General features: G+C 70.8%; 19 protein-coding genes and 1 pseudogene. 12 read left to right on the top strand and 8 right to left on the bottom strand.

What is annotated here, in order from left to right:
• Positions 1-9: 9 nt before the first annotated feature.
• Positions 10-501, bottom strand: coding sequence for a diaminobutyrate acetyltransferase (ectA, locus tag ACIQ8B_RS27305; protein ID WP_403550397.1), 492 nt, complete (start codon positions 499-501; stop codon positions 10-12).
• A gap of 607 nt (positions 502-1,108) precedes the next feature.
• Between ectA and ACIQ8B_RS27300 the strand changes: the two are divergent.
• Together ACIQ8B_RS27300 and ACIQ8B_RS27295 are read left to right on the top strand one after the other, a co-directional pair.
• Positions 1,109-2,102 (top strand): annotated as a pseudogene (locus tag ACIQ8B_RS27300) (IS110 family transposase); the annotation flags it as partial.
• A gap of 411 nt (positions 2,103-2,513) precedes the next feature.
• Entirely contained in the window at positions 2,514-3,038 is a 525-nt protein-coding gene (locus ACIQ8B_RS27295) for a hypothetical protein (RefSeq protein WP_290011225.1), read from the top strand.
• A gap of 99 nt (positions 3,039-3,137) precedes the next feature.
• Here the strand turns inward: ACIQ8B_RS27295 and ACIQ8B_RS27290 are convergent, their stop codons facing one another.
• Positions 3,138-3,368, bottom strand: coding sequence for a hypothetical protein (locus ACIQ8B_RS27290; RefSeq protein ID WP_403550395.1), 231 nt, complete (start codon positions 3,366-3,368; stop codon positions 3,138-3,140).
• 78 nt (positions 3,369-3,446) lie between these two features.
• Positions 3,447-4,373 carry a helix-turn-helix domain-containing protein gene (locus ACIQ8B_RS27285; RefSeq protein ID WP_403550393.1) on the bottom strand — a complete coding sequence of 309 codons (927 nt, stop codon included), beginning with the start codon at positions 4,371-4,373 and terminating at the stop codon, positions 3,447-3,449.
• A gap of 225 nt (positions 4,374-4,598) precedes the next feature.
• On the opposite strand from ACIQ8B_RS27285, the gene ACIQ8B_RS27280 reads away from it, so the two are divergent.
• From ACIQ8B_RS27280 to ACIQ8B_RS27270, 3 genes are all read left to right on the top strand, one after another.
• On the top strand, positions 4,599-4,994 hold the full coding sequence (locus ACIQ8B_RS27280; protein WP_290011228.1) for a hypothetical protein: 396 nt from the start codon (positions 4,599-4,601) through the stop codon (positions 4,992-4,994).
• 65 nt (positions 4,995-5,059) lie between these two features.
• The gene (locus ACIQ8B_RS27275; RefSeq protein WP_403550391.1) at positions 5,060-5,509 is read left to right on the top strand and encodes a hypothetical protein; all 450 of its coding nucleotides are present in this window, start codon (positions 5,060-5,062) and stop codon (positions 5,507-5,509) included.
• Between the two features lie 536 nt (positions 5,510-6,045).
• The gene (locus ACIQ8B_RS27270) at positions 6,046-6,531 is read left to right on the top strand and encodes a transposase (protein WP_403550389.1); all 486 of its coding nucleotides are present in this window, start codon (positions 6,046-6,048) and stop codon (positions 6,529-6,531) included.
• Positions 6,532-6,668: 137 nt separating this feature from the next.
• On the opposite strand, the gene ACIQ8B_RS27265 is transcribed toward ACIQ8B_RS27270, so the two are convergent.
• Together ACIQ8B_RS27265 and ACIQ8B_RS27260 are read right to left on the bottom strand one after the other, a co-directional pair.
• Positions 6,669-8,198 carry a glycoside hydrolase family 43 protein gene (locus ACIQ8B_RS27265; RefSeq protein ID WP_403550470.1) on the bottom strand — a complete coding sequence of 510 codons (1,530 nt, stop codon included), beginning with the start codon at positions 8,196-8,198 and terminating at the stop codon, positions 6,669-6,671.
• A gap of 132 nt (positions 8,199-8,330) precedes the next feature.
• Positions 8,331-9,776: an endo-1,4-beta-xylanase gene (locus tag ACIQ8B_RS27260; protein ID WP_403550387.1), complete on the bottom strand. Its 1,446-nt coding sequence runs from the start codon at positions 9,774-9,776 to the stop codon at positions 8,331-8,333.
• Between the two features lie 463 nt (positions 9,777-10,239).
• Between ACIQ8B_RS27260 and ACIQ8B_RS27255 the strand changes: the two genes are divergently transcribed.
• Positions 10,240-11,712, top strand: coding sequence for a non-reducing end alpha-L-arabinofuranosidase family hydrolase (locus tag ACIQ8B_RS27255; protein ID WP_403550385.1), 1,473 nt, complete (start codon positions 10,240-10,242; stop codon positions 11,710-11,712).
• Positions 11,713-12,373: 661 nt separating this feature from the next.
• On the opposite strand, the gene ACIQ8B_RS27250 is transcribed toward ACIQ8B_RS27255, so the two are convergent.
• Positions 12,374-13,576 (bottom strand): ABC transporter substrate-binding protein, encoded by a 1,203-nt coding sequence (locus ACIQ8B_RS27250; RefSeq protein WP_403550383.1) that lies wholly within the window; start codon positions 13,574-13,576, stop codon positions 12,374-12,376.
• A gap of 98 nt (positions 13,577-13,674) precedes the next feature.
• Entirely contained in the window at positions 13,675-14,052 is a 378-nt protein-coding gene (locus tag ACIQ8B_RS27245) for a hypothetical protein (protein WP_403550381.1), read from the bottom strand.
• Between the two features lie 550 nt (positions 14,053-14,602).
• On the opposite strand from ACIQ8B_RS27245, the gene ACIQ8B_RS27240 reads away from it, so the two are divergent.
• Both ACIQ8B_RS27240 and ACIQ8B_RS27235 read left to right on the top strand, forming a co-directional pair.
• The gene (locus ACIQ8B_RS27240) at positions 14,603-14,884 is read left to right on the top strand and encodes a hypothetical protein (RefSeq protein ID WP_403550379.1); all 282 of its coding nucleotides are present in this window, start codon (positions 14,603-14,605) and stop codon (positions 14,882-14,884) included.
• On the top strand, positions 14,885-15,799 hold the full coding sequence (locus ACIQ8B_RS27235; RefSeq protein ID WP_403550468.1) for a macrolide family glycosyltransferase: 915 nt from the start codon (positions 14,885-14,887) through the stop codon (positions 15,797-15,799).
• Positions 15,800-16,265: 466 nt separating this feature from the next.
• Here ACIQ8B_RS27235 and ACIQ8B_RS27230 read toward each other — a convergent pair whose 3' ends face one another.
• Complete coding sequence (locus ACIQ8B_RS27230) at positions 16,266-17,147, bottom strand: NAD(P)-dependent oxidoreductase (protein WP_403550377.1); 882 nt, start codon at positions 17,145-17,147, stop codon at positions 16,266-16,268.
• A gap of 96 nt (positions 17,148-17,243) precedes the next feature.
• On the opposite strand from ACIQ8B_RS27230, the gene ACIQ8B_RS27225 reads away from it, so the two are divergent.
• From ACIQ8B_RS27225 to ACIQ8B_RS27210, 4 genes are all read left to right on the top strand, one after another.
• Complete coding sequence (locus tag ACIQ8B_RS27225; RefSeq protein WP_106415899.1) at positions 17,244-17,582, top strand: helix-turn-helix domain-containing protein; 339 nt, start codon at positions 17,244-17,246, stop codon at positions 17,580-17,582.
• Positions 17,583-18,187: 605 nt separating this feature from the next.
• Complete coding sequence (locus tag ACIQ8B_RS27220; RefSeq protein WP_403550375.1) at positions 18,188-18,850, top strand: urease subunit gamma; 663 nt, start codon at positions 18,188-18,190, stop codon at positions 18,848-18,850.
• On the top strand, positions 18,834-20,672 hold the full coding sequence (locus ACIQ8B_RS27215; protein ID WP_403550373.1) for an urease subunit alpha: 1,839 nt from the start codon (positions 18,834-18,836) through the stop codon (positions 20,670-20,672). The genes ACIQ8B_RS27220 and ACIQ8B_RS27215 overlap by 17 nt, the downstream gene beginning before the upstream one ends.
• 93 nt (positions 20,673-20,765) lie before the next feature.
• On the top strand, positions 20,766-21,440 hold the full coding sequence (locus tag ACIQ8B_RS27210; RefSeq protein ID WP_403550371.1) for an urease accessory protein UreF: 675 nt from the start codon (positions 20,766-20,768) through the stop codon (positions 21,438-21,440).
• Positions 21,441-21,446 lie beyond the last annotated feature (6 nt).

Genomic DNA, 21,446 nt, shown 5'->3' with positions numbered 1-21,446 from the left:
GTTCACCGTTCACCGGCGCAGCGGCCCGATACGGTACAGGAACTCGGCTTCATGCGTGTCGGGGAAGAGTTCCGCCGGAAACAGGAGGTCCCTTTCGAGCGGTGCCGCGTGCCGTTGGGCGAAGGACCGGAACAGCCGGTGGGACGCGGCATTGTCAGGACTGATGGTCGTCTCCAGGTGCCTCAGGGCGCCGTCCGCCGTCAGCCGGGCGGTGAGATGGTCCAGCATGGCGCTGGCCGTGCCGCGTCCGCGCTGCCCCCGGTCCACGGCGATCTGCCAGACGACGAGGGTGTCGGGCTGTTCGGGTCGGCGGAATCCGGTGACGAATCCGACCGGCACGTCACCGGAATCCGAGGCCACCACGGACGTACGGGCGAAATCCCTGAACCACAGCAGGTAACTGTAGGAGGAATTCACGTCGAGTACCCGGGATTCGCGGGCGATATGCCACGCCGCGACCCCGTCTTCGACCGTGGGAATCGCCATGACCAGTGTGTCCATGGAGCCCACCTCACTCTCGCTGCGCGGACCACCGCGCGCAGGTGTCAAACGGACCTCGTTCGGTCCGAGTTCCGCGCGCCTGGCGGATCGCCGCTCCACCCTGTGGGTCACCTGATTCGTGCCTGCCGCTCAGGGTTCAGTTGTCCGCGCGGAAATACCGCTGTAACGCTTCGGTTCGATGCTACGTCCGCCGGGCCGCGCATGCCCAGGTGAAATCTTCTGTTTAAGTGGGGGCGAAAGGTGGAACCTCCCCCGGATCCGGCAGGGAAACCCAGCACGTTGATTCCGCCCCTTAACCCCCGCTTCACCCGAGGGACTCCCCGCGCCCCTGGCAGCAGCCGGCCCCGCCATCTTCCTCGCGGCCCTGCAAGAGGGCCGCTGGCCTCCGGGCCCGGCATGACTGTTGCCCCCTGTCGATCGGATGACCTCAGGGGGGTGGTGTCACCGGGTCCGAGGGGTGCCGTCGGACCCGGTGATCAGAGGTCCGGCCACCGCCCGGCCCGGCGCAATGCCGGGCAGCTCGTGGGCGGCAGGTCTGCACAACGTGGATGCGCGCGAACGGCCCCGACCACGAGGCCGGCACGGCATCGACGCATGTGGGGGCACGGTGATCGACATTGATCAGGTGGGCGTCTTCCTCGGCTTGGACGTCGGCAAGAGCACGCACCACGGCCACGGCCCCACTCCGGCAGGGAAGAAGGTCTTCGACAAGCCGCTCCCGAACGGTGGTCCCCGACTGAGAGCCGCCTTCGGCAAGCTCCGCGCCAAGTTCGACACCGTCCTGGTGGTCGTGGACCCACCCGCTTCCATCGGCGCCCTCCCGCTGACCGTCGCCCGCGACGCGGGCTGCCAGGTCGCCCACCTGCCCGGACTGGCCATGCGGCGGATCGCCGACCTCCACCCCGGCGAGGCCAAGACCGACGCCCGCGATGCGGCGGTGACCGCGGACGCCGCCCGCACCATGCATGCCTCACACCCTGCGCTCCGTCGAGCTCGCCGACGAGGTCACCGCCGAACTCACCATGCTGGTCGGCTTCGACCAGGACCTCGCCGACGAGGCCAACCGCACGTCCAACCGCATCCGCGGCCTGCTCACCCAGTTCCACCCCAGCCTCGAACGGGTCCTGGGCCCCCGCCTGGACCATCCCGCGGTCACCTGGCTCCTCGAGCGCTACGGATCTCCGGACGCTCTGCGCAAGGCCGGCCGCCGCAAACTGGTCGAAGTCATCCGGCCCAGAGCCCCGCGCATGGCCCAGCGGCTCGTCGATGACATCTTTCACCGCCTTCGACGAACAGACCGTCGTCGTTCCCGGCACGACCACGCTCGATGTGATCGTGCCCTCGTTCGCCAAGTCGCTGGCCGCCGTCCATGAACCACGCAGAGCCCTCGAGGATCAGATCGAGAGCCTGCTGGAGGCCCACCCTCTTGCCGAGACCCTGACGTCGAAGCCCGGCGTCGGCGTCAGGACCGCCGCAGTCCTCCTGGTCACCGTCGGCGACGGCAGCTCCTTCCCGAGCGCCGCCACCTGGCCTCCTACGCCGACCTCGCGCCGACCGCCAAGTCGCATGAGACCAACCACTACACTCAACGTCAGCCCCAACCGGCAGCTGGAGTCGACGCATGGAGCTCCCGTCGAACCCGGAGCGGTTCAGGCGGAGGCAGCGCACCGGATGCCGGTACCGGCCAGCGTCCACCCCCGTGTCCCCAGCGAACCCGGCCGCCGCGTCGGGTACGCCCGGCCGGCCGGGCCTCGCCGCGCGCGGCTTCCACGTCCACCCGAGCCGGGCGGGCACCTCCTCCCTCGAGGCGCAAGATGTGCAGGGCGTCGGCTGCGACCATGCGCGCCGCACTGCCGGGCAGCACAGGCGCGGCGGCCCGGAGTATCACGCAGCCGATCGTGGACGCCCCGGCGGGTGGGCCCGGCTGCGCGCGGCCCCGATGAGGGGAAGAACACGGGGTATCCGGAGCGTGACAAGGATGTCCCGACTCCCTCTTCGAGGAGGTCTGCGCTGTGCTCTCGCTCAAGCGCTTACTCGACCGCAGTCTGACCGCGCAGGCGATCCTGGTGTTCCTGCTGGGCCTGGGCGTTATGGCCCTGATCCGCAGGGACGAGCATCCAGCTGTCTGGGTGCTCCACAGCGCTCTCTACACCGGGATCGCCGTCGCGGTCCTGGCCGTACAGCGCCGCAGGGCCGCCCGAGCCGTGGGCACCGACGCGGGCGGACTCGCCGATCTGAACCGGAGGATTCGCCACCGTGAGGTGCCGCAGGACCCCGAGGAGCGGGCGGCCGTGCGACGGCTGGTCGCCGAGCAGCTCGGCCAGATGGAACGGGCGGGCAAGTGGCTGCCGTACTGGCTCGGCGCCATGGGCCTCGTCGCGGTCGGCCTGTTCGTCCTGGGGGCCGTCAGCGGGTCTTTGGTCTTCCCCCTTCTCTTCGCGGTCGGCATGGTCGCACTGTGCGCCTGGGTTCTGTGGATGCGCCGCCGCTCCCTGGACCGCCTCCACTGGATGCGCCAGGCCCTGCGACAGGAGTGAGCGGCCAGAGAGGGCAGGGAGGGCGGGCAAGTCCCCGGAACGGACCTCGACGGCAGCGGACCGCCGGGCCGGCGCCTGACCGGTGCGCCGGCCCGGCGGTCATTCCGCTTCTCTGCGACAGGTCAGCGCCGAGGCGAGCAGCGCCGCACTTGGGTGATCCCGGCGCCGGCGGGGCCAGGACGGTCGTCGGGCCACCGCAGAGCGCAGTCGGTCGGCGATGTCGTAGCCGGTCGGACGCAGCGCGCGGATGTCGGTGGTCAGGTCACGCCACGGCTCGTAGGAGTCGTCCACGCTCTGGCCGGTGCTTTCGCACGCCATCAACGCGCCCATGCCGGGGGCGGATCCAGTGCGAACGTCCAGTCGGCGCGGCAGAGGGCCGCGTCCGAACGGCGGGGCTGCCCTTCAAGCTCACGGCGCCGACCGGATGACGAAGACCTGGCTGTCCTTCGGCCGGCACGGCTCCACCACGGCCTCGGCCCCCTCCGAGGTGTCCGCGTCTCTGATGGCCACGCAGCCCCGGCCGTCGATACGCAGCGAGTACCGTCGGCTTTCGTCCGGCCCGGCCGGCGCGATCCGGAACGGGGTCGTCTTCCCGCAGTCGTCCCACGGCTCCAGCAGCCCGGAACCCGGCCCCCCGGCCAGGGCCTTCAGACAGCCGGGGCCGTGGTCGGGGTGGTACCAGCGGATCCGGAAGGTGTTCCCGCCGAGCGGAACCAGCGTCGTCTCCTGGGGCGCGACCTCGTCGCACGGCCGCTGCACGGCGACCAGTGACTGGTACCGGCTGCTGTGACCATCCGTCAGGCAGAGGCCGTCCGCCAGGGCCGGACGGATCTGCACACGACCCTGGGGCAGCGGGGGCCGCGCGTCGGCCGCGGCGAGGCCCCCGCCCCCGGCGCCCTTCGAGCCGCCGTCGTCCCGGGAGGGGACCAGAGCCCAGACGGCAGCGGCCAGGAGCGCCACCAGGGCCACCGACGCCGGTAGGACGGGAACCCCGAACACCCGCGCACCGAGGCGGACGCCCCGCTTCGGATCCGCGCCTCTCCCTTCGGCGGTCCCCCCTCGGGCGAGGCTGTCCCGGGCCGCCAGCCACTGCGCCGCCCGCTCGCCGTCCCCGCAGGCTCGTACGAAGGCGGCCAGCAGTTCCGGACGCGGCAGGGTCCGGCCGCGCAGCACATCGGCCAGGGTGCTGCGCGGCAACACCTCGCTGTGCTCGGTGGCGCGCTCCTCCAACTGGCGGTACGTCAGCCCCGCCCGTTCCTTGAGCTCCCGCATGGCGGCAATGAACTCGGCGGCGTCAGAAGCCTGTTGGGGGCCCGAGCCCCCTCTGATCTCCATGCCGCACATCGTCGGCCCTGCTCGATCGGCCGCACAATCCCGTTTCCCGCCACGGTCCTCATGATCCGGACAAGACCCGGACAAGGCGCTGACCAGGCCGGACAGTCAGTGAGCTGTCCGGGACAGCGACGGCTCTTGTCCCCGTCCGGCCCATCCCAGCAAGCTCGGTGCTGCCCCGGCCGGAGCACCCACCCACCCGACTCGTCGATCCCAGGGGGACACCTCATGCCCATGCGTCAGCGCATCGCCGCGACCGCGATATCGACCGTGCTCGCGGGCGGCGCCCTCGGCCTCGCTCCGGCGGCCCAGGCACACGACATCGCGTCGGCTTCCTGCTACGGCGGCGCGAACAGCTATCTCAAGCCGGCCGGAACGTACTGGCTCCCGGCGGGCGATGTGTTCAGCACCTCAAGCGCGTGCGCCGACATCAACATCAAGCCCAACACGAACCGCTATGTGAAGGTCTGCTTCGAGACCGACGGCCGCCTGGAGTGCCAGGCGAACTACACCCTCGCCCGTGCCGGGCAGTGGAACGTCATCGCGAGGAACGTGCGGGACGGCGCCCTGTTCGCCTTCGAGTTCCGCTCGGACGCGAAGTCCACCGGCAGCTGGGCCGCCTGACCCGCGGGCACCGGCACCCGCACCATCACCGACCACCGGGAAACCCGATGAAAAGGACTCGAACGATGGCAAGAGGAACCTGGCGGGCCACGGCCTCGCTGACCGGAGTGACCACGGCCCTGTTCGCCCTCGGTCTCGCGCTGCCGGCCCAGGCCCACGCCGCCGTCCGCTGCGAGACGGTGCGCGCCACCGTGGCCAACTCCCACGGGCTGTCCGGCGGCACCGTGCGGGCGACCGTGTGCAAGCCCAGCAGCGGACACGCCTACTTCGACGACGGCTACTACAACTACGTACAGGACCACCAGGCCGACGGCGTCGCGGCCCGCGCATACGTCGTGGACGCGAACGGCCGCTACGGTCCGCTCGCAGTGGACGACACCTCCACTTCCGGTGGGGAACCCATTTCCTGGGAGTCCAACGGGGCGGGCAGCGGGACGGTCCGTGTGTACGTCTGCCTGGGCAAGAAGTACCCGTGGGACAGCGGGTCCCGCTGTGCCTCGGACTCCATGAGCTAGATCCGTAGGAGAACAACGGGGGAACGGGGAAACCGGGGGACGGGGGCCGGGCTGCCGTAGCAGCCCGGCCCCCGCGGCGGAGCGGCACGTGTCCTTGCAGCGGATGACGTGGCGTACCTGGGCCTCTGTGCCGTCGCGGGCGGTCGTCGGGCGGTACGCGAGCACGAAGCCGTGCTGCTGGTCACGAGTGGAGAACGCGGCGTTCCTGTAGCCGTACGTCTCGCCGGTGTCGCCCCGGAGAAGGATCACCGGGGTAAGCCCAGAAGGGGCCACGGGACGATCTTGAAGCCTTGAGCGTTCGGATTCCCTCCGGCGGCGGACCGCGGGGGCGCGCACGGCGAGTCGCCGGACGCGACGAGCAGGCCGTCACCGTGCGGAAGGAGGCGGCCTGGACGGAGGCGAAAGAGCCTGGGCGGCCTGCGGGGACCGCCTCCGCTGCGAGGACGAAGCCGGGTTCACCCGCCGGCCGCCCAAAGGACGCACTCCCCCAGCTCCGCCGGGGGCACCCCCAGGGGCCGGCGCGGACACCCCCGGTCGTGACCGTCATCGGGCGCCGCCCGGGACGTCTGCCGGTGGCCGGGCTGATCGCGATGCGGCCCGGTTCCCGCACCCGGCTGTGCCATCGCCTGCGCACCCACCGAGCGGGCAAGAACACGCGCCGCAGCATGGGTGAGCGGGACTTCATCGCATTGATCGACGGCGTCCACCAACTCGTCAAGGCACCGGTCGTGCCGGTCTGGGACCGGCTGAACACCCACGTCTCCCGCACGATGCAGAATCCGGTCGCCGAGCGTGAGTGGCTGAGGGTGTTCCTGCTGCCCGCGTACTCACCGGACCTGAACCCGGCCGAGAGGGGGTGGGCGTACGTCAAACGCAGTCTGGCCAACCTCGTCGTCGTCGCCCTGGGCCGGCTCGAAGCCCTCGTGCGCAACCGGCTCAAGCGCCTGCAGTGCCGGTCCGGCCCCCTCGACGGCTTCACAGCCGGCACCGGCCCGACCCTCGACGAACCGGCTTCACCCTGACAAGCCGAAGTCAGCAGCCCAACGGACCGAGGGGCCTCCGGGGACCGGGAGGCCCCTCGGCCGGGGTCGAACCGGCCGCGGACGGGACCCCTCGTGAAGCGGGTCCCGCTCGCACGCGCACGCCGTGCACGCGCGCGTCATCCGGTCGTCGCCGGGGCGGGGACGTACTCGAACCAGTCGAAGGCGACCGTGCCCTCGGTGGCGTACATGCCGATGACGCGGCCGGTGAAGCCGCAGGCGACCTCGGTGGACAGGTAGCGCCCGTCCAGTTCGGCGAGCGGCCGGGCGCCCGGGGCGTCGGGACCGCCGAGATGGAAGGCGATGGTGTCGGGGCCCGTGGTCCCGCCGTCGGTGAGTTCGGGTGACGCGGGTACGAGGCCGGTCGTCCGGACCGTGACGGTGAGGGGCAGCGGCCCGGCCGGGACGGAGCGCTGGGCCACGGTCTGGCGCAGCGGCCCGATCCGGGCGACGACGCGGACCTCCCCGTCCCCGGCCTCGATCTCGTAGTGGTGGGCCTCGTCCAGGCGCACGCACAGACCGCCGCGCCCCGTGCCCGGGTCGGTCAGGGCGGTGACGCGGCAGTCGTGGTGCTGCTGGCGGCGGCCGACGAAGGTGTGGCCGGGGCGGTCGAGGGTGGGGCCGGTCGCGTGCAGGACCAGGTGGCCGGGGCGCTCGGTGAGCGACCAGGAGCCCTCCGGGCGGGTGAACGGCGAGATCCAGTGCGGTGCGAGAGCCGGCCCGTCGAAGTCGTCGCGGGCGGGCGGGGCCGGGACGGGGTGCCAGGCGCCGTCCGGCGCGGGGTGCCGTTCGGGGACGGGCGCGACGACGGGCCAGCCGTCCTCGTCCCACTCCACGGGGGTCAGGAACGTCTCACGGCCGAGGACGTGCACGTCGGGTGTGAAGCCGCGCGGGCGGACGCCGAGCAGCACCATCCACCAGCTGCCGTCGGGGGCCTGTACCAGGTCGGCGTGGCCGGTGTTCTGGATCGGGCGGGCGGTGCCGCTGTGGGACAGCAGGGGGTTGCCGGGTGCGCCCTCCCAGGGGCCGCGCGGCGAGCGGCTGCGGGCCACGGACACGGCGTGGCCGCGTTCCGTGCCGCCCTCCGCGATGAGCAGGTACCACCAGTCGCCGATGCGGTACAGGTGCGGTGCCTCGGGGAACTTGAGGCCGCTGCCGGACCAGGTGGCGAAGGGCCCCTCCAGCACCTTTCCCTCGACGGGGTCGATCCTGGCCATGTTGATGCCTCCTGCGGGGCCGGAGAAGGCGCACCAGCAGGTGCCGTCCTCCTCCCACGCCAGGTCGGGGTCGATCCCTTCCAGGTCGATCCACACCGGGTCGCTCCACGGTCCCTCGGGCCGCTCGGCCGTGACGACGAAGTTTCCGCCGCCGTCGATGTTGGTGTTGATCACCCAGTAACGGCCGTCGTGGTGGCGGAGCGTGGGGGCGTAGAGGCCCCCGGACGCCTTGGCGCCGGGGAGGGGCAGCGGCAGTTGTGCGGGGCGGTCCAGCACGTTGCCGATCTGCTCCCAGTGCACGAGATCCCGGCTGTGGAAGAGCGGCAGTCCGGGAACGTACTCGAAGCTGGAGCACACCAGGTAGTAGTCGTCGCCGACCCGGCACACGCTCGGATCGGGGTGGAACCCGCTGATCACCGGGTTGTCGTACATGCGCACGGAAAACGTGTTCCCTTCGGGCTGCCGGGCACCGCTCGCTCCGGCACGGCGGTCCGGTCGGTGAGGGCCGCCGCCTCGACGGCGGCGGCCCTCGCACGCATCAGGGGTGCCTTCACGCAGGACGTGTCAGGCGCGGGTCCAGCGCTGGTTGCTGCCGTTCGAGCAGGAGTAGAGCTGGATCTGGGTGCCGTTGGCGGTGCCGGCGCCGACGGCGTCGAGGCAGCGGCCGGACTGGACGCCGACGATGGTGCCGTCGGAGTTCAGGCGCCACTTCTGGTTGTCGCCGCCCCAGCAGTTGTAGATCTGGACCTTGGCGCCGTTGCCGGTGCCGGCGGCGTCCAGGCACTTGTTGCCGTAGACCCTGAGCTCACCGGAGCTGGTCAGCGTCCACTGCTGGTTGGTGCGGTTGTTGCAGTCGTAGAGCTGGACCTGCGTGCCGTCGGTGGTGCTGGCGTTGGGCACGTCCAGGCAGCGGCCCGAGCCGACGCCCTTGATGGAGGTGCCGTCGCCGGGCCCCGGGTCCGGGTTGCCGCCGTCGCCCCCGTTGAGGGCGTTCAGCACGGCGTTGTACGCCTGCTTCTTGCTGCCGTCGTTGTTGAACAGCAGCGGCGTGTGCTCCGGACGCCAGGAGTCGCTGTCGCGGACGCCCCAGACGGTGACGCCGAGGCAGCGGGAGACTGCCAGGCAGTCGTTGACCACGGCGGCGTAGGTCGTCGGCGAGGCACCCTGGATGTCGAGCTCGGTGACGGCCACGTCGACGCCGAGCGCGGCGAACTCCTGCAGGGTGGTGCGGAAGTTGCTGTTGTAGGGGCTGCCGCTGTTGAAGTGCGACTGGAAGCCGACGCAGTCGATCGGCACGCCGCGCTGCTTGAAGTCCTTCACCATGCGGTACATGGCCTGGGTCTTGGCCCAGGTCCAGTTCTCGACGTTGTAGTCGTTGTAGCAGAGCTTGGCGGACGGGTCGGCGGCCCGCGCGGTGCGGAAGGCGACCTCGATCCAGTCGCTGCCGGTGCGCTCCAGGTTGGAATCGCGCCGGGCTCCCGAACTGCCGTCCGCGAAGGCCTCGTTCACCACGTCCCACTGCGCGATCTTGCCCTTGTAGTGGGCCATCACGCCCTTGATGTGGTCGATCATCGCCTGGCGCAGTGCGCTGCCGCTGAGGCTCTGCATCCAGCCGGGCTGCTGGGAGTGCCAGGCCAGCGTGTGGCCGCGGACCTCCTTGCCGTTCTGCACCGCCCAGTTGTAGACGCGGTCGGCGTTGGTGAAGTTGAACTGGCCCCGCTGCGGCTGGGTGGCGTCGATCTTCATCTCGTTCTCGGCCGTCACCGAGTTGAACTCACGGGCCGCGATGGACGCGTACGTCGAGTCGCTCAGCCGGTTCGCGGCGATGGCCACGCCGAAGTAACGGCCGCTCTGCGCCGCGGCGGCGCCGAGGGTCGATTCCGCGGCCTGGGCGGCCGGCGGCGGTGCGGCCAGTGCGCCGGCCGCACCGAGGGCGCCGACGAGCAGCGTGGGGAGCAGAACGCGGAACTTCCGCCGGAGGGCGGCTCTGGGGAGGGCATAGGAGCCCATTGCTGTGCCTCCAAGGTAGGTGTGACGGACCGCCCGGCCGACAGCGCGGGTCCGGGGGAACCCGCAGGAGCTGCCTGCGGTACGTGGATCCGTCGTGCAGCTGTGCGCGGCTCTGCGGTGCGGCATGTCCGCACAAGACAGTTGGTTCGACATGTCGAACTGGGGTCGCGTTGCCAGACAGATGATTGGAGGTTGCTGAGTACGCGTCAACCCTCACGACGGAAAAACTTTCCATTCCTCTTTCGAAACTTTCGTATTCGCGTCCAGGCGCCCGTTGGGCCCCGAACTAGCGGTTGTTTGCAGCCAGATCGATGGCAGGCCTTGACCGGAGACCCTCCGCTTTCTACCTTGTGGCGTCACAGGGCTGGAATCACTTCGAAACATTCGAACTCTTTTCGTCCTGCTCGGTCGCCGCTCCGCCGGTCGCCGGCGTCATCTCCCCCCACTTCGAGGAGGCCCTCCGATGCGGCTTCGCCACGTCCTTCCGGTCCGTCCCAGACGTTTACTCGGTGTCCTCGCCCCCCTGCTGCTGTTGGCCACCTTCCTCGGAGCCCAGCCCGCCGAGGCCGCGACCGTGGATCCCAACGCCTCGTACGTGCTGGTCAACCGCAACAGCGGCAAGGCGCTGGACGTCTACAACCTGGCCACGAACGACGGCGCCCGGGTCACCCAGTGGACGAGGAACGACCAGGCCCAGCAGCAGTGGCAGTTCGTCGACTCCGGCAACGGCTACTACCGGATCAAGTCCCGCCACTCCGGCAAGGTGCTGGACGTCTACAACTGGTCCACCGCGAACGGCGGTTCGATCGTCCAGTGGACCGACCTGAACGCCGCCAACCAGCAGTGGCGGCTGGCCGACAGCTCGGACGGCCACGTACGCCTCATCTCGCGCCACAGCGGCAAGGCCCTCGAGGTGCAGGGCGCCTCCACCGCCGACAACGCGAACGTCGTCCAGTACGACGACTGGGGCGGGACCAACCAGCAGTGGCAGCTCGTCAAGGTCGGTTCGGACACCGGCAACCCCGGCTCCTGTGACCTGCCGTCGAGTTACCGCTGGAGCTCGACCGGCGCCCTGGCGCAGCCCCGGCAGGGATGGGTGTCGCTCAAGGACTTCACCGTCGCCCCCTACAACGGCAAGCAGCTCGTCTACGCGACCACGCACGACACCGGGACGCGTTGGGGTTCGATGAACTTCGGCCTGTTCGGGGCCTGGTCGGAGATGGGCTCGGCGAGCCAGAACGCGATGAACAGCTCCACGGTCGCGCCCAGCCTCTTCTACTTCGCGCCGAAGAACATCTGGGTGCTGGCCTACCAGTGGGGCGGCACCGCCTTCTCCTACCGGACGTCGACCGATCCCACCAACCCCAACGGCTGGTCGTCCGAGCAGGTGCTGTTCTCCGGGAGCATCTCCGGCTCCGGAACGGGGCCCATCGACCAGGCACTCATCGGTGACGGCACGCACATGTACCTGTTCTTCGCCGGCGACAACGGCAAGATCTACCGGGCGAGCATGCCGATCGGGAACTTCCCCGGCAGCTTCGGCTCGACCTCGACCGTGGTCATGAGCGACACGACGAACAACCTGTTCGAAGCCCCGCAGGTCTACAAGCTCCAGGGCCAGAACCGCTACCTCATGATCGTCGAGGCGATCGGCTCGCAGGGCCGGTACTTCCGCTCGTTCACGGCGACCAGCCTCAACGGCACCTGGACGCCCCAGGCGGCGACCGAGAGCAACCCCTTCGCCGGCAAGGCCAACAGCGGCGCCACCTGGACCAACGACATCAGCCACGGCGAGCTGCTCCGTACCAGCGCCGACCAGACCATGACCGTCGACCCCTGCAACCTGCAGCTGCTGTACCAGGGGCGCAGCCCCAACTCGGGAGGTGACTACGGCCTGCTGCCCTACCGCCCGGGCCTGCTGACCCTGCAGCGCTGAGAAGCCCTGTTCCGAGGGGGAGTCGGTGCGGCGGGTCCGGTGTCATGCCGGACCCGCCGCACCGCCGTGCCGACGGCCGGGCAGCGGCTTCGTCCGGCCGCACGGTGACGGGACCTCAGCGGCCGCCTTGCGGTGCGGCGGCCGCACCGCAAGGCGGAACGAGGCAGCAGCGCACCGGGGCCGGCGTGCGTTCGGTGACCGGGCCGACCGGGGCACCGCCGTCCACGGCGGCCAGGGCCGTGTGGAGCGTGCCGGCGATCAGATCCGCGGTGAGGGCGGACTCGGGGTCACCGAGCTCCCGGAGGCCGCGCGGAACGGTTCGGCCTTCTCAGGTGGAGTCCCCTCAGCCGTTCCAGGCAGGCGGGCGGGAGGCCGGCAGTCATGAGGGCGGCGGCCCCACGGTGTGCGCCTTCGGCGCCGAGGCGCGGTCTCTCCCGGAGGAACGCCTCCACGCGTTCCACCGGGCCGTCGGCGGCGGCCACAGCATGGGTGAGTGCCTCGTCGGCGCGCCGGAGGGCCTCCTCGGTGATGCAGATCTCCCACGGCGGGGCGCCGTCGGGTCCGGTCACTCGAAGCGCGGGGGCACCCGGTTTCCTCCTCGCTCCAGAGCCCCCGGCGCCGCCAGCCTGGTTGATCCCGCCTTGCGCCAGGCATCGGTCTGTCACGTCGGCAGGAGTTCACCGGTGACGGGGACCTCGGGGGTGTCCGCGTTGGTGACGATGGCGAGACGGGGGCCTTTCGGGCCCTGGTGCCACTGGCCGCCGGACAGGCGGAGGAGCGCGATGTTGGGCGTCGGGCCCTGCTTCCAGTCGAGGGTTCCCGCGATCGTGGAGAAGGTGGAGCCTGCGATGGCCCGGGCCACGGCCGCGCGGTCGGTGGGGTCGTCGGCCGTGCCGAGGGCGCGGTGGGCGGTTTCCACGAGGGCATGGGCCAGTCCCAGGGGCTGCAGCCAGGATTCGCCGGTGTCCTGCTGGTAGACGTGGGCGAGGTCGGCGCAGGTGGTGCCGTCCAGGCTGGAGCGGTAGGGGTGGCCGGGGCTCCAGTAGACCAGGGTCGCCACGCGTGCGTCGGCGAGTTCGGCGTGGACGCCCGGCACGGAAGTGGTGTGGGTGTGGGGGTAGGTCAGCCACCGCGAGCAGGTGATCAACCGGGGCCGCAGCCCGGCCTGGCGGGCCTGGCGGTGGAAGAGGGCCAGGTCGGCGGCGGTGGCTGCACTGGTGACGATGTCGGCGCCGTGTTCCCGCATCCGGCCGACCTGCTCCTGGAGGTCTGTGGCTGGTTCCCGGTAGGGGCCGAGGTCGACCAAGGTGTGTCCGCGCGCGGAGGTCACCGGGGCGAAACCGTACTCCTCGTGGCGCAGCAGACCGCCCTGCAGCTCGTCGTTCCACAGGCAGCCGACGGTGGCGTGCCGGACGCCGGTCTGCTCCCACATCCGGGCGAAGACGGTGGCGATGTCGTCCAGGCCCCACGCGAAGTGGTAGGTCCACTGGAAGGAGTGTCCGGGAGTGGCGCCGCGCGAGTGCACGTACGCCTGCCAGGGGAAGGTGGTCGACAGGCAGGGAACCCCCAGTTCCTCGCAGGCGTCGGCGACGGCCGGCAGTACCTGGGTTCCGGCCATGGTCAGAACGATGTGCGCCCCGTCGGTGGCGGCCAGGTCGCGGACGGCCTGCCGGGCGGCCGCCGGGTCGGAGCGGCTGTCGCGCACGGCGACCGTCACGTCATGACGGCGGCTGCCGTTGCGCACGTGCTCCAGCTGCGGTGCGAGCGTCTTCAAGACGTACGTCAGCGGCTTGCCCAGCGGCGCCAGGCGTCCCGTCAGCGGCGCCACCACACCGATCGTCAGCTGGGACGGGGCTGTGTTCACCTTGTGCTTCCTGCTTTCTCGTCATTCGGCGGGAAGGGCCGGGGAACCGGGGCGGTGGGCAGTGCCACGGTTCCCCGGCCCCGCCGATGAAGTCCCTGTCAGCGGCCGGACCGGTCCACGGTGACGCACGTGGTCCGGCTCATCACCGAGACCGTCTCGTTGCCGCAGTTGTTGCTGTGGCCCGAGGCGTTGCGGGCGAACACCAGGTTGGACAGAACCCCGCCGCTGGGCCCCGCCTGGTCGCCGCCGCCCTTACCGGTGTCCTCGGCCACGCAGGTGCGGTCCTTGAAAAGAGCCACCTTGCCCGTCCCGCAGAGATTGGCGTGGCCGGAGGAGTTCCTGCCGGACAGGTTGGACAGCACCCCGCCCGGTCCCGCGTCGCTGTCACCGGCATGCGCCGTGGCCATTCCCGCGGGCGCCGCCCACATCATCCCCACCACCGAAGCGACCACCGCAATGCGCCGCGCGCCGTTCATCTGCACTTGCTTCCTTCCCGTGCTCCATTCCGGCCGTGTCGACCGGTTCACCAGAGGTAACGACGCTGCGGTCGGTCAGGATGGGCCTGGTCACGGTGAAACATCAGCAAGGCAGTTGATCAGCTACTTCGAACGGGCTTCACCGTCCGAGCCGTTGACGGCGGATGGTCGGCGGAGCTGCCGAGGGGACCGGGCATCGCCGTGCACCAAGGCGATGCCCGGGACGGTGGGCCGGGAGTCGGGAAATGCCGCCGGCCCGGACGGAACGGGCCGGACCGCCAGGGCGCGAGTCGTACATCGTCCGGCCACCGACGCCGAACGGCCCCGGTCCGGCGCAGAGCACGGCGCCGGTGGCGACCCCCGGCCGCGGCGTCATCCCTGTCCGGCAGGCCGACCTTGCGCGGTGCGGCGAGGAGGACGGCGTGGCGGCGGGGCCAGACGCCGGCTTCGGTCCGGTGGCGTGTCCACCGGTGTGGCTGTGGCGTTAAGGGATGGCACATGAATTTTTTCGCGGCACGGGTACCGCAGAGCAGACTCTGGAGTGATGCGCATGCGGGACGTTGTGGCCGGCGGTCAAGGGCGCGCGCGGCACGTGGCGGTGTTCAACGTGCCGATGCACGGGCATGTGATCCCCACCCTCGCCGTCGTACGGGAACTGGTCGATCGCGGTCACCGGGTGAGCTACGCGGTGACCGCGGAGTTCGCCGACGGTGTCCACGCGGCGGGCGCGACGCCCGTGCTCTATGACGCGCCCCCGGCAGGAGAGGCGCCCGAGGACATGGCCGAGGGCGTCACCCTGGCCGTGGGCGTCAATGTGACGGCGCTGCCGTAACTGGAGGAGGCGTTCGCCGACGACGTGCCGGACGTGGTACTGGCCGACGTGTACGCGTGGGCGGGTCCGTTGCTGGCGGCGCGCTGGAAGGTGCCGGCCATCCAGCTGGCACCGACGCACATCCCCTACGAGGGACTGGTCCAGGAGTTCTTCGGCCTCGCGGACATCGCGCAGATCCCCGGTTTCTCCGAACTCTCAGGCGCGCTGGCGCACTTCGGGGTCCCCGGCGGCGTCCACTCCCTGACCCTGGCCCCGCCGCGCACCGTCGCCTTCTTCCCCCGCTCCTTCCAGCGGCGGCCGGAAACGGTGCGGGCCGGCGAGGCGCACTGGGTGGGCCCCGCCCTCTCCGAGCGTTCCTTCCAAGGTCACTGGCACAGACCGCAGAGTGACAAGCCGGTGGTGTACGTGTCGTTGGGCTCCCAGTTCTACCGGCGCCCGGAGTTCTACCGGGCGTGCATCGAGGCGTTCGACGGCCTGGGCTGGCACGTGGTGATGAGCGTGGGCGCCGAGGTGGCGGCAACCGGACTCGGCAAGGCAGGAGACGGGTTCGAGGTGCACGCGAGCGTGCCTCAGCTCGACGTTCTGGCCTCAGCCTCGGCCTTCGTCACGCACGGAGGTACGGGAAGCCTGATGGAAGCCTTCTCTCTGGGGGTGCCCGTCGTCGTGGTGCCGCAGATGGCCGAGCAGAAGGTCAACGCCGGCCAGGTCGAAGAACTCGGCGTCGGATGTCACCTCCCGCGGGACCACGCCACCGCCGAAACCCTGCGCAACGCGGTCCGGACGGTCATGGACGACCCGCAGATCGCCACCGCGGTGACCAGGCTCCGCCAGGACATCAGCGCAGCCGGTGGAGCCGCGGCCGCGGCCGACGTCGTGGAGAAGACACTGGCAGGTACGCCCATGACCACACACTGATCCGAAGCGCCCCGGGTCTGCTGGAAGCTCGGTTCCCTGAGAGGAGACCGAGTTCATGGCCCGTCCTTCCCCTTGCCCTGCCGAGCGTCGTGAGCGCGCGGTGCGCATGGTCGCGGGGACCCGCACCAACTGCGCGGCCGAGTGGGCCGCGATGAAAGCGGTCGCCGCGAAGCTGGCATCGGTGCCGCCGAGACGGTGCGGACCTGGGTCCGCAGGGCCCAGGCCGACACCGGCCGAGGTCCCAGGGTGACCGTGGAGGAGGCCGCGGAGATCAGGCGGCTGAAAGCCGAGACCGCCGAGCTGCGGAGGACCGGCGAGATCCTCAACCGGCGTCTCCGCACCGTCGTCGGAGACATTCCGCCCCGCGAGCACGAGACCAACCAGGGCGTGTGGTGGAAATGCTGGTCACAGCGTCTCGTCGAGGACGGTGACCAGCACGGTCGTCCCCGGGGCGACGGGTGGCCGGTCAGCGCACCAGCAGGTCGACCACGCCCGTCAGGTCCTCCTCGCCGCTGCCCTCGGCCAGGCGGCGGCGCATCAGCTCGAAGTAGGGGCTGAGCAGTTCCGGGCTGACACCCTGCTGCTCGGCGGTGCTCAGGAAGGTCGGCGTGCCGGCCACCTGCATGGCGAGACTGGAGACGACACCCTTGGTGTAGTCGCCGCTCCGCAGCTGGTCGGCAGTCTGGTGAACCGCCGGGGCCATCGCGACGAGCCAGTCGGCGAGCAGCGGGGCGAGCGACGCGGGGTCGATGTCCTCCTTGCGGATCAGGGCGAAGGCGTGCGCGACACCGGCGAACATCCCGTACATGGCGCTGAGCAGGGCCACGTCGTACAGGGACGCGAAACCCGCGTCCTCGCCGACGTAGGTGGTGCCGACCGGGACGGCCAACGTCTTCCGGTGCCGCTCGAACAGCTCCCGCGAGCCGCTGTAGAAGACGTAGCCGCCGGCCTCCGGGACGCCGATCATCGGAGGGACGGCCATGATCCCGCCGTCCAGGTAGCGGGCGCCGCGCTCGCGGGCCCACGCGGCGCGGGTGCGGGCCTGGGCGGGGGTGCCGGTGGTCAGGTTGACCAGGTCCCGGCCGGCCAGGTCGGCCCCGGCCAGCGCCTCCTCGACCGAGGCGTCGTCCAGCAGGCAAACGATGACCAGGGGGTTCGCTGCGACCGCCTCGGCGGCGGTGTCCGCGACCGAGGCCCCCTCGGCGGCGAGTGCCGCGGCGCGGGCCGGGGTGCGGTTCCAGATGGTGAGCGGGTGGCCGGCGGCAAGCCAGGTACGGGCCAGCGCGGTGCCCATCGCGCCGAGGCCCAGCAGCGTGACGGGAGTTTTCTCAACAGTGGTGTGTGCCATGTCGATTAGGCTGGTCACCAGCCCGGGAGTGATCAAGTACGCACTTGGGAGTGGGTGGTTGCCCCGGGGTGAGTGAGCACGTCAGAGGGGTGGGACATGGCGACGCTGAACCGGCCGGGCACACCAGACGGACACATCTGCGGGATCGACACCGCGATGGAGGTGATCGGCGGCAAGTGGAAGGTGCTGATCCTCTGGGCACTGCACGAGCACCCCTACCGCCGCTTCGGCGAGCTGCGCCGGCTGCTTCCCGGCATCACCGAGAAGGTGCTGGCCTCTCACCTGCGGGAGCTCGAAGCGGACGGCGTCGTGCGCCGCGTCTCCTACGACGAGGTGCCGCCCCGCGTCGAGTACTCGCTGACCGAGGACGGCATACGCCTCAACGACGCGCTCCAGCCGCTGGCCGCCTGGGGTCGCGAGCGGCCGGCCACTTGAGGGCTGGAAGAAAAGGCGGGCCAGGGCCTGTTGTGAACGTGCTGGTCACAACCACTCGTTGAGGGCCGCGACCAGCACGGTCGCCTCGTGGCGGACCGCGAGCTCGTCGTATCGCGTGGCCACCGCCCGGTGGCGTTTCAGCCGGTTGGTGCCGCACTCCACGGCACGGCGTTCTTTGTGGTCGTTCTTGTCGAACTTCGGTGGTCGCCCGCTTCGGGAGCCGCGCTCGGTGCGGTTGCGGACCTGGTCGGCCTTCCCCGGGATGGCGCAGCCGTTCCGGCGTCTGCGCGGGTGGGAGCGACGGGTGCGGGAGCCGTGGGCCTTGTCGGCGCGGATCCCGTCCGGCCTGGAGCTGCTCGCTGCGGGACGGGGTGGGCTTCCGCGGGCGCGCCGGCCGTTCGCAGCGTGAGGCGGGCGGGGCGTCGCGCCCCGTACGCGCTCTGTGCTCCCGGTTCACTCCATCAGGTTCGACCTGGCGTTTTCCCTGCCCATGGGTTCTCCGCTCTTCCAGGATCGGTCTGTGGCAGGTACGGCGGGCGGCATCTTCCTTCCGCCCGTGGTGCCTGCCGCGTGGGTGGAGCGACGAACAGGAGAGGGGGAACAGCGTGCACCTGACCCCGCATGAGCAGGAGCGTCTGATGGTCCACGTGGCGGCCGACGTCGCCCAGCGGCGGCGTGAGCGCGGTCTGCTGTTGAACTATCCCGAAGTCATGGCGCTGTTGACGGCGCATGTCTACGAGGAGGCGCGGGCCGGGGCGACGGTCGATGCGGTGATGGAGTCCGGGCGGCATGTGCTGCGGCGCAGCGAGGTCATGGACGGTGTGCCGGAGATGGTCGACAACGTCCAGGTCGAGGCGACGTTCCCGGACGGGACGAAGCTGGTGACCATCAGTGATCCGTTCGACGAGGCGTCCACCACGGTGGACGTCCACCCGGGCAAGCAGGAGTTGCTGCCGGACGAGGACGAGCACCGGGTGGCCTTCAACGAGGGTGCGACGCCCGTGCCGCTGGTGGTGCGCAACCCCAAGGACCGCCCGGTCCAGGTGGGGTCCCACTTCCACTTCGCCGAGGCCAACAAGGGACTCAAGTTCCGCCGTGAGGCGGCCCACGGAATGCGGCTGCACATCCCGTCCGGCACGTCCGAACGGTTCGAGCCCGGTGACAGGCGCACCGTGATGCTCGTGCCGATCGCCGGTGAGCGGATCGTCCACGGGCTCCAGGCCGACAAGAGCGAAGAGGAGAAGCACCTCGATGCCGGACAGGACTGAGAGGAACAAGCCCTGGGACCCGCTGCCGCGTTCCCGCTACGCCGACCTGTACGGCCCGACCACCGGCGACCGGATCCGGCTCGCCGACACCAATCTCGTCCTGCGCGTCGACGCGGACTGGTGCGGTGGTCCGGGGCGCAGCGGTGACGAAATGGTCTTCGGCGGCGGCAAGGTGATCCGTGAGTCGATGGGCCAGTCGCACATCCCCCGCGACGATCCCCGCGAGCCGGTGGACACCGTGATCACCGGTGCGCTGATCCTGGATCACTGGGGCGTCGTCAAAGCCGACATCGGGCTGCGCGACGGCCGCATCCACGCCATCGGCAAGGCGTACAACCCGGAGACCATGACGCCCCGGCCGAACGACGACCCGCGCGCCGCGGATTTCGTCGTCGGTCCCGAGACGGAGGTGATCTCCGGCAAGGGCCGCATCCTGACCGCGGGCGGCGTCGACACCCACGTGCACTTCCTCTGCCCGAACCAGATCCACGAGGCGGTCGCGTCGGGCGTGACGACACTGATCGGTGGCGGGACCGGCCCGGCCGAGGGCAGCACGGCCACCACCGTGACGCCGGGCAAGTGGCACATCCAGCGGACCTTCGAGGCGCTGGACTCCTTCCCGGTGAACATCGGCCTGCTCGCCAAAGGCAGCACCGTCTCGACCAAGGCGCTCCACGACCAGGTCGCGGCCGGCGCCCTCGGCTTCAAGATCCACGAGGACTGGGGCGCCACCCCGGCGGTGATCGACGCCGCGCTGACGGTGTGCGAGGAGACCGGTGTCCAGGTCGCGCTGCACGCCGACTCGCTGAACGAGGCCGGCTTCGTCCAGAGCACCTACGCCGCGACCAAGAAGGACCGCAAGGCCAAGAAGGCCAGGTACCGCAGCCTGCACATCTTCCACATCGAGGGTGCCGGCGGCGGCCACGCCCCCGACATGATCAGCCTCGCCGGCAAACCAAACGTGCTCCCCGCGTCGACGAACCCGACCCGGCCCTTCACGGTCAACACCGTCAAGGAGCACGTCGACATGATGATCGTGTGCCATCACCTGAATCCGGAGGTCGAGGCGGACATGGCGTTCGCCGACTCCCGGATCCGGCCCTCCACCATGGCCGCCGAGGATCTGCTGCACGACATGGGCGCCATCTCGATGATGTCCTCCGACGCCCAGGCCATGGGCCGCATCGGCGAGATGATCATGAGGACCTGGCAGACGGCGCACGTCATGAAGTCCCGCTACGGCCCCTTGCGCGAGGACGACGCGCACGCGGACAACTTCCGTGCCCGCCGCTACGTCGCCAAGTACACGATCAATCCGGCCATCACCCACGGCATCGACCACGAGGTCGGCTCCGTCGAGGCCGGCAAACTCGCCGACCTGGTGCTGTGGGAGCCGAAGTTCTTCGGCGTCAAGCCGCACATGGTCATCAAGGGCGGCCAGATCTCCTACGCCCAGATCGGCGACGCCAACGCCTCCATCCCCACCCCGCAGCCCTATCTCCCACGCCCCGTCTGGGGCTTCCACGGCCGAGCCCCGGCCGCCAACTCCCTCACCTTCGTCGCCGAGGCCGCCCTCGACGGCGAACTCTCCGGGATCGGGCTGCTCAAGCCCCTGCGCGCGATCCGGTCCACCCGGGAGATCACCAAAGCCGACATGATCCACAACAACGGCGTCCCGGAGATTCGCATCGACCCCGACACCTTCGACGTCACCATCGGCGGCGCCACCACCTCCGACGTACGCACCACGGTCGACGGGCAGGAGGTCGGACGGAACTACGCCACCGAACTTCCTCTGGCGCAGCGGTACTTCCTGTTCTGACCTCGGTCGGCTGTTCCGCCTCTCGGCCGGGTCGTGGCGTGCCCGTGCGGTGCCGGGCCCGGCTTCTCCCTGCGAAAGGTTGTTCCTTCCCCCATGAGTCGTACGTGCCTGCTCGTCCTGGCCGACGGCCGTTTCCCCGCCGGCGGGCACGCCCATTCCGGCGGGATGGAGGCCGCCGTCGCCTCCGGCCGGGTCCACGACACCGCGAGCCTGGAGGCGTTCTGCCGGGGGCGGCTGCACACCGCGGGACTGGTCGCGGCCGGCCTCGCTGCGGCCGCCGCCGACGGCTACGACGCCCTCGCCCTGGACGAAGCCGCCGACGCCCGCACCCCCGTACCGGCGCTGCGCCACGTCGCACGCCGCCTGGGCCGGCAACTGATGCGCGCGGCCCGGGCCACCTGGCCCAGCGCCGACCTCGACCACCTCGCCCGTCACCGGCCCCGGGGCGCCCACCAGCCGGTCGTGCTCGGCGTCACCGCCCGCGCCGCCGGGCTCACCCCACTCGACGCCGCCCAGGCCGCCGCCTACGAGAGCGTGGGCGGTCCGGCGACCGCCGCAGTGCGCCTGCTGAGCCTGGACCCGTTCGACGCCACCGCCGTCCTGGCACGGCTCGCCGCCGAACTCGACACCGTCGCCGACGCGGCGGCCGGCGCGGCGGAGCGGGTGGCGGCGGAGGGGGTCGCCGCCCTGCCCGCCGCGTCCGCTCCCCTGCTGGACATCACCGGTGAGCAGCACGCCGCCTGGACCGTCCGGCTCTTCGCCTCCTGACCAGCC

Origin of the sequence: Streptomyces sp. NPDC096105 (assembly GCF_044763335.1) — a bacterium.
In the GTDB taxonomy this organism is placed as follows: Bacteria; Actinomycetota; Actinomycetes; order Streptomycetales; family Streptomycetaceae; genus Streptomyces.
The sequence above is the reverse complement of the archived record's forward strand: the minus strand, read 5'-3'. Positions and strand labels throughout refer to the sequence as shown.